The sequence below is a fragment of the Devosia sp. P1_H9 genome (assembly GCF_056405135.1).
The window spans coordinates 49555-55554 of the sequence record NZ_JBFUCQ010000018.1; the positions used below are offsets into that span (position 1 = coordinate 49555).

5 protein-coding genes are annotated in these 6000 nt (G+C 63.9%); all 5 read left to right on the forward strand.

Features of this window, described 5'->3' with window-relative positions; genetic code table 11:
* The first annotated feature begins 272 nt into the window (after positions 1–272).
* The 5 genes from AC1DYL_RS22270 (at position 273) to AC1DYL_RS22290 (ending at position 5646) form a co-directional block, all read left to right on the forward strand.
* Positions 273–1280 carry a LacI family DNA-binding transcriptional regulator gene (locus tag AC1DYL_RS22270; RefSeq protein WP_477174824.1) on the forward strand — a complete coding sequence of 336 codons (1008 nt, stop codon included), beginning with the start codon at positions 273–275 and terminating at the stop codon, positions 1278–1280.
* Between the two features lie 85 nt (positions 1281–1365).
* Positions 1366–2706 carry an ABC transporter substrate-binding protein gene (locus AC1DYL_RS22275; RefSeq protein WP_477174825.1) on the forward strand — a complete coding sequence of 447 codons (1341 nt, stop codon included), beginning with the start codon at positions 1366–1368 and terminating at the stop codon, positions 2704–2706.
* Between the two features lie 10 nt (positions 2707–2716).
* Positions 2717–3655 carry a carbohydrate ABC transporter permease gene (locus tag AC1DYL_RS22280; protein WP_477174826.1) on the forward strand — a complete coding sequence of 313 codons (939 nt, stop codon included), beginning with the start codon at positions 2717–2719 and terminating at the stop codon, positions 3653–3655.
* Positions 3648–4484 carry a carbohydrate ABC transporter permease gene (locus AC1DYL_RS22285; RefSeq protein ID WP_477174827.1) on the forward strand — a complete coding sequence of 279 codons (837 nt, stop codon included), beginning with the start codon at positions 3648–3650 and terminating at the stop codon, positions 4482–4484. Before AC1DYL_RS22280 ends, AC1DYL_RS22285 begins: the two co-directional genes overlap by 8 nt.
* Positions 4485–4515: 31 nt before the next feature.
* Positions 4516–5646 (forward strand): glycoside hydrolase family 172 protein, encoded by a 1131-nt coding sequence (locus tag AC1DYL_RS22290; protein WP_477174828.1) that lies wholly within the window; start codon positions 4516–4518, stop codon positions 5644–5646.
* Positions 5647–6000: the final 354 nt, after the last annotated feature.

Here is a 6000-nt window from a genome sequence, read left to right on the forward strand (position 1 = left end):
CGGCGTTTCGACAAAGCTTCGCCGGTGCTGGATCGCGGGTTTTTGCCGCGTCCCCTGTTGAAAATGCCATCCGCACCTCGAAAACCGCCGAAAACCGGCGTCCGACTTCAAAGTGCGCTGATTAAGCCATTGTGATTGTTCAGATATTTCTCCCGTCGCGGGGTTATCCCCGTCTTCTGGCGAGTCCAAACGTAACAGCTGTGAATGGATTTGCAAATGCATTCACAAATCCATTTGCATGCGTCTTTCGTTTGGTGCTAGCCGTTGCCGCCATGAGCACGATCTCAAAGGTTGCCGAACGGGCAGGCGTATCGCGGACCACGGTCTCGCACGTCATCAATCACGCCAGCCGCGTGTCGAAGCCGCTGCGCGAAAGGGTGCAGGCGGCGATCGACGAGCTCGGCTATTCGCCCAACCCGCAGGCCAAGAGCCTTCGCACCGGGCGCACCAACCTGATCGCGATGCTGATCCCCGATATCGGCAACCCGTTCTACACCGAGATGGTGAAGGCGGCGCAGGCGGCGCTCGAGGAAGCCGGGCTCGACGCGCTGATCTACAATACCGACGTGCCGGGCGGGAACTGGCAGACGCATGGCCGCGACTACCTGCGCCAGCTCAACAAGAAGCGCGTCGATGGCCTCCTAGTCGGCGATTTCGCGCTCCACGGCATCAACGAGGAATTGCTGAAGCTCGACACCCCCGTGGTGTTCATCGGCCAGCTCGCAAGCCACGCCGTCGACAGCATCAAGGTCGATGATTTCGGCGGCGGCTACATGGTGGGCAAGCACTTCGCCGAACGCGGGCACAAGCGTGTGGTGCAGATCACCGGCCCCAACAACTTCGAAAGCGCCATGGCGCGAGCCGACGGCTTCGAGAAGGCGCTGGCCGACCACGGCGTCGCCTTCGACCGGCTGACCCAGCGCCACGAAGGCACCTACCTGCCGCCCTCCGGCCGCGAGGCGGTCGAGTGGATCGCCAGCCTGACCGGCGACCAGCGCCCGACTGCCGTTTTCATCGGCAACTACCTGATGGCCACCGGCGCGCTCGCAGAGTTCCACGACCGGGGCATCCGCATCCCGGACGACATCGCCGTCGCCATCTTCGGCGACCTGCCGCAGCTCGAATATGTGAGGCCGAACCTCACCCGAGCCGGCGAGAATCCAGGCGCGCTCGCAAGGCGCGCCGTCGAAATGCTGCTCGAACGTATCAACGGAAAGTTCGACGGCCCGCCGCGCACCGAGGTCATCCCCTGTGCGCTGCGCATCTTCGAGTCAGCTTAGCCGACCGGAGAAACAGTAAGCGCGGCCGTTTCGGGGGAGGTGGCCGCGTCCGGACGACAACACGAAAGCTCCAGGGAGGAGTGAGATGACTAATACGTCCAACATGCCGTCGGGATGGTCCCGCCGGTCCATCCTCAAGGGTGGCGCCGCACTCGGCGCTGCCGGCCTTACCCTGCCGTTCGCCGGCAAGGCGTTCGCGCAGGACAACACGCTCAGCTTCTGGCAGTTCTATGCCCCCGGCGGCGATGTGAAGCCGCAGGTCGACTGGTTCGTGAAGATGGTGGCCGACTGGAACGCCACCCAGTCCGAGCAGGTGGCGCTCGAATACGTGGTGGGCTCCGAATATATCGGCGGCACCAAGCTCGCGACCTCGTTCGCTTCGGGCCAGGGCCCGGATATCTTCATCATCTCGCCCGGCGATTTCCTGCGCTACTACAATGGCGGAGTGCTGCAGGACCTGACGCCGGCAATCGAGGAAGCGGCGCGTGCCGATTTCCCCGAGAGCGTCATCGCCAACCGCATGGTCGACGGCAAGATCTTCGGCGTGCCGATGGAAGTCGAGCCGATGGCCTTCTACTACTCGATCAAGGCCTTCGAGGACGCCGGCCTCAACGAGAACGACGTGCCCCAAACGTGGGATCAACTGCTCGAGGTCGGCAAGAAGCTGACCACGGCCGAGCGCTATGGCGTGCTGTTCGAGACCAACCCGGGCTACTACCAGAACTTCACCTGGTACCCGTTCATGTGGCAGGGCGGCGGCGAGTTCCAGTCGGCTGAAGGTAAGTCCGCCTTCGACTCGCCGGCGACCGTCGCGGCGCTGAAGCTGTGGCAGGACGCGGTGAACTCCGGCGCTGCCCCGCGCCAGATGCTCGGCGGCGGCGGTGGCGATATCGTTGCCAACCTCGGCTCCGGCTACTGCGCCATGCAAAACGTCGGCATCTGGGGCATCTCGGCGATGGACAACAACGCCCCCGACGTCCCCTACGGCATCTTCAAGCTGCCGGTCCCATCAGGCGGCAAGTACGTGACCGTCGGCGGCGGCTGGGCCTTCGTTGCCAACTCGAAGGGCAAGAACCCGGAAGCTGCGGCGAAGTTCATCGCCTGGGCGCTGGCCTCGATGGCGCCGGATTCGGTGCAGCGCGTAGTCGACTGGTGCACGGTGGCGAAGTCCGACATGCCGCCGCGCAACTCGGCGCTGGCGGCCGGCGGTGACGCCTTCGCCAAGGGCAACATGGGGATCTTCGGCACGCAGATCCACCCGGGGACCCGGGCCGAGCCGCGGGTGCCGCCGGAGGTCTACAAGATCATCTCCGACGCCATCCAGCAGACCCAGCTCGGCGGTGCCGATCCGCAGGCGACGGCCACTGCCGCGAGCCAGCAGCTCGATGCCTTCCTCGCGTCCTACACCGGCGCACCGATCCTCTGAAGGCAGACCAGTGACCGAGATTACAACCACGGCGGCGGGCGAAAAGCCCGCTGCCATCCGGCTCACCACCAAGCAGCGCGAGGCAATTGCCGGCGTGCTGTTCGTCGCGCCCGATGCCATCGGGCTGGCGCTGTTCATCGGCCTGCCGATGCTCCTGGCGCTCGGCATTTCGGTGTTCGAGGTCGACGGCTTCGGCGGCTTCAAGTTCGTCGGGCTCGCCAACTACACCAAGATGTGGATCGATCCCCTGTTCTGGTCGTCGCTGCGCGTCACCGCGCAGTTCACCGTCATGCTGGTGCCCCTGCTCTACGTCACCGGGCTCGGCCTCGCGCTGCTGGTACAGCGGACCAGCAAGTTCAACACCGTGATGCGCTCGATGTTCTTCGCGCCGCAGATGGTCAGCCTTGTCGTCGTGGCGCTGGTCTGGCAGCTGATGGTGGTCGACAAGCTCGGCGTGCTCACCCGTTTCGCCGCGAGTATCGGGCTCGGCGGCATCTCGTTCCTCGGCGATCCAAACCTCGCGCTGTTCACGGTGACGCTCGCCGCGGTGTGGTTCCTGATGGGCTTCTACATGCTGATCTTCCTCGGCGGCCTGCAGGACATCCCCAAGGAGTATTACGAGGCCGCACGCATCGACGGAGCCGGCGCCACTCAGAGCTTCTGGTTCATCACCCTGCCCTTGCTTCGCCCCACCACCTTCTTTGTGCTGCTGGTCTCCTCGGTCGCCGCCATCACCGGCGCGCAGGCCTTCGACCTGATCTACGTGATGACCAAGGGCGGGCCGGCCAACTCGACCTCTCTGCTGATCAGCTACATCTACCAGCAGGCCTTCCAGTACTCCGCCTTCGGCTATGCCGCGGCGCTGGCGACGCTGCTGGTCGTGCTGCTGATGGTGGTCACGGTGTTCTTCTTCCTCCTCACCCGCGGCGGACGGTTCGACTATGAGTAACAACCTCTCCCGTTCGCAGGCCAACGTCGTCCGGCTGGTCTGGATGCTGGTGACGGTGGTGCTCGCCCTGATGGCGATCTTCCCGCTGCTCTACATGCTGTCGATCGCCTTCAAGGGCCCGACCGAGGTGTTCAAGTCGAACCTCATCCCGGCAAAGCCCGTGCTCGATAACTTCATCTACGTGCTGACCGAGGTGCCGTTCTGGCGCTACCTGCTCAACACCTTCGTCATCTCGGCGGTGGTGACTGTGGTGGCGCTGTTCTTCCACACCATGGCCGGTTACGCGCTGGCGCGGCTGCGTTTTCCGGGGCGCGAAGTGGTGTTCCTCGCCATGTTCTCGACCTTCCTCGTGTCGCTCCCGGTCATCATCGTTCCGCTGTTCATCCTGGTGCGCTCGATGGGCATGCTGAACTCCTATGCCGGGCTCATCATCCCGGCGATCTTCAACGCCTTCGGCATCTTCCTGCTCCGCCAGTACTACCTGTCGCTGCCCAAGGAGCTGGAGGAAGCCGCCGTCATCGACGGCGCCGGCTACTGGCGCATTTACACCAGCGTCATCCTGCCGCTGAGCCGGCCGATCATCGCGGCGCTGGCGATCCTGTTCTTCCTCGCCAACTGGAACAGCTTCCTGTGGCCGCTCACGGTCGCCTCGGACCCGAACCTCTGGGTCGTGCAGGTGGCCATCGCCAACTTCAAGAGCCAGTACGCCGCCAGCTGGAACTACACCATGGCCGCCTCGACCATCGTCGCGGTGCCGATGCTCGTCCTGTTCGTGATCTTCCAGCGGCAGATCATGGATTCCATCAAGACTTCAGGCCTCAAAGGCTGAGACCAAACCCTCTATTCCAACGGATCCCAACATGACTTCTTTCAATGGCCTCGGCGTCAACCTCTCTAACCTCTACCGGCTGTCCCCCGCCAAGACCCGCTCCATCTCGCCCGAGAACTTCACTGGCGAAAAGGGCAAGGGCGGCATGGCCACCGAAGGCACCGGCGCCGTGCACGCCAAGGGGCTCGGCCCCAACGGCAGCGGCCAGGGCTGGAAGGTCTCGCCCTCGATCCGCATCGAGCCGGGCGAAACGCGCGTCCTCGCCGACATCAAGGGCATGGGCGCGATCCAGCAGATCTGGCTGACCACCGCGAACCTGCGCTGGCGCAGCCTCATCATCCGCATGTGGTGGGACGACCAGGAGAACCCCTCGGTCGAAGCGCCGCTCGGCGATTTCTTCTGCTCGGGCTGGGGCCAGTTCGCGCAGATCAACTCGCTCGCCGTGTGCGTCAACCCCGGCCGTGCCTTCAACTGCTACTGGGAGATGCCGTTCCGCAAGGCCGCCCGCATCGAGATCGAGAACACCGATCCCGATGACTTCGGCATCATCTACTACCAGATCAACTATGCCCTGACCGAAGTGCCTGAGGATGCAGCGTATTTCCACGCCAAGTTCCGTCGCACCAACCCCCTGCCTTATGGCACCGACTACACCATCCTCGATGGCATCAAGGGCCGCGGGCACTATGTCGGCACCTACATGGCCTGGGGCGTCAACAACTCCGGTTGGTGGGGCGAAGGCGAGATCAAGTTCTTCATGGATGGGGACAAGGAGTTCCCCACCATCTGCGGCACCGGCACCGAGGACTACTTCTGCGGCGCCTACAACTTCGACGGCGGCGTGGTCGACGACACCATGGACAGCCGCTACCGCGAGTTCTCGACTCCCTATTCCGGCCTGCCGCAAGTGCTGCGCCCCGACGGCACCTATCGCAGCCAGACCCGCTTCGGCATGTACCGCTGGCACCTCAGCGACCCGATCCGCTTCGAGAGCGATCTCAAGGTCACCATCCAGGCGCTCGGCTGGCGGACGGAGAACCGCAACTCGCGGCGCTACCTGCCGCTGCAAGACGACATCGCCTCGGTGGCGTTCTGGTACCAGACCCTCCCCACCGCCCCGTTCGAGGCCCTGCCGGGCCGCGACTATCTCGAGGTGATCTGAGCCATCCGGCCACAAGCTCGATGCTCATCTCCCCCCTTGCGGGGGAGAATGGAATTTCTTGGGCTTAGCCCTTCGCTAAGCCTTAGAAATTCCAAGAGGGGGGATGTTGCGGGGCACGATCTCGACCCAGGGCACTTTGGCCACGATGCCAATGATCTCAATGCACTAAGAGAATCTTTGTCCAATCTATCCCCCCACTCCCCACCCATGCGATTCTCCCACCCATCCGCTGCACCGAAGCGAGATCATGACGAGTGGTTGGTGCGGTGGAGACCGGGTGGGCTGCGGGTCGCTGCAGTTCAGGCGGAAACCATCACGGCAAGGACCGGTTCGCCGGTCAAGCCGCTATCACGC

Bases quoted from the DNA above. Each gene is read 5' to 3' on its own strand.
- AC1DYL_RS22270 (WP_477174824.1), top strand. From the start codon at position 273: ATGAGCACGATCTCAAAGGTTGCCGAACGGGCAGGCGTATCGCGGACC.
- AC1DYL_RS22275 (WP_477174825.1), top strand. From the start codon at position 1,366: ATGACTAATACGTCCAACATGCCGTCGGGATGGTCCCGCCGGTCCATC.
- AC1DYL_RS22285 (WP_477174827.1), top strand. From the start codon at position 3,648: ATGAGTAACAACCTCTCCCGTTCGCAGGCCAACGTCGTCCGGCTGGTC.
- AC1DYL_RS22290 (WP_477174828.1), top strand. From the start codon at position 4,516: ATGACTTCTTTCAATGGCCTCGGCGTCAACCTCTCTAACCTCTACCGG.